This window comes from Coprococcus intestinalis, assembly GCF_023656595.1.
In the GTDB taxonomy this organism is placed as follows: domain Bacteria; phylum Bacillota; class Clostridia; order Lachnospirales; family Lachnospiraceae; genus Coprococcus_A; species Coprococcus_A intestinihominis.
The window spans coordinates 1-1798 of the sequence record NZ_JAMOKJ010000042.1 but is presented as its reverse complement, the minus strand read 5'-3'; the positions used below and the strand labels follow the sequence as shown (position 1 = coordinate 1798).

Sequence of the window (1798 nt, the reverse complement as noted above, 5' to 3'; positions counted from 1 at the left end):
AGCCTCCCACCTATCCTGTACATGTCATACCGGGTCCCAGTATCAAACTAGAGTAAAGCTCCATGGGGTCTTTCCGTCCTGGCGCAGGTAACCAGCATCTTCACTGGTATTTCAATTTCACCGGGTGTGTTGTCGAGACAGTGCTCAAATCATTACGCCTTTCGTGCGGGTCGGAACTTACCCGACAAGGAATTTCGCTACCTTAGGACCGTTATAGTTACGGCCGCCGTTTACTGGGGCTTAAGTTCAAAGCTTCGCCTTGCGGCTAACCTCTCCCCTTAACCTTCCAGCACCGGGCAGGCGTCAGCCCATATACCTCACCTTTCGGTTTCGCATAGACCTGTGTTTTTGCTAAACAGTTGCTTGAGCCTTTTCTCTGCGGCCCATTTCTGGGCGCCCCTTCTCCCGAAGTTACGGGGCCATTTTGCCGAGTTCCTTAACAACACTTCTCCCGCCGGCCTTAGGATTCTCTCCTCATCCACCTGTGTCGGTTTACGGTACGGGTACATATGGCGCAATAGCGGCTTTTCTTGACAGCATGTATCCGGACTTCGCTACTATAATTTCGCTCCCCGTCACACCTTTGGCTTATTGCGCGGATTTGCCTGCGCAACGCCTCCTGTGCTTGGACCGGTCTTTCCTTTCCCGGCTTCCGTTAACACCCCGTGTCCCCACAGTTCTGACCATATGCAGTACAGGAATCTCCACCTGTTGTCCATCGGCTACGTCTTCCGACCTCGCCTTAGGCCCCGACTTACCCAGGGCAGATCAGCTTTACCCTGGAATCCTTGGATATTCGGCCAATAGGATTCTCACCTATTTCTCGCTACTCATTCCGGCATTCTCTCTTCAATGCAGTCCACTGCTCCTTTCGGTACAGCTTCTTCCCGCATTCAATGCTCCTCTACCAACCTTGCGGTTCCGCAGCTTCGGCAGCATGTTTCAGCCCCGGACATTTTCGGCGCAGGACCTCTCGACTAGTGAGCTATTACGCACTCTTTGAATGCATGGCTGCTTCTGAGCCAACATCCTAGTTGTCTTTGAGATCCCACATCCTTTTCCACTTAACATGCATTTTGGGGCCTTAGCTGGCGGTCTGGGCTCTTTCCCTTTTGACTGCCCAACTTATCTCGTGCAGTCTGACTCCCTTAAATCAAGTATACGGCATTCGGAGTTTGATAAGCTTCGGTAGGCTTTGACGCCCCCTAGGCTATTCAGTGCTCTACCTCCGTTACTCTTTTAAGAGGCTAGCCCTAAAGCTATTTCGAGGAGAACCAGCTATCTCCGGGTTCGATTGGAATTTCTCCCCTATCCACACCTCATCACCACCCTTTTCAACGGATGTGTGTTCGGACCTCCATTGTCTTTTACGACAGCTTCATCCTGGACATGGATAGATCACCCGGTTTCGGGCCTGCCCCATCCGACTTAACGCCCTGTTAAGACTCGGTTTCCCTCCGGCTCCGCACCTTAAGTGCTTAACCTCGCCGGATGTGGCAGCTCGCCGGACCGTTCTACAAAAAGTACGCGGTCGGACCTTAACGTCCTCCCACAGCTTGCAGACACAGGGTTTCAGGTGCTCTTTCACTCCCCTCCCGGGGTCCTTTTCACCTTTCCTTCACAGTACTATGCGCTATCGGTCACTGAGTAGTATTTAGCCTTGGAGGGTGGTCCCTCCGACTTCCCACAAGGTTTCTCGTGTCTCGTGGTACTCTGGATCCTGTCCGCTGCCTTCCGTTTTCGCCTAAGGGGCTTTCACCCTCTCTGGCCGGCTTTCCCAAAACCGTTCGGCTAACTT

The 1798-nt window shown here is 52.8% G+C and carries 1 rRNA gene; it reads right to left on the bottom strand.

Going from position 1 to position 1798, the window contains the following annotated elements:
• A 23S ribosomal RNA gene (locus tag NBH03_RS15780) occupies window positions 1-1798 on the bottom strand; the annotation flags it as partial.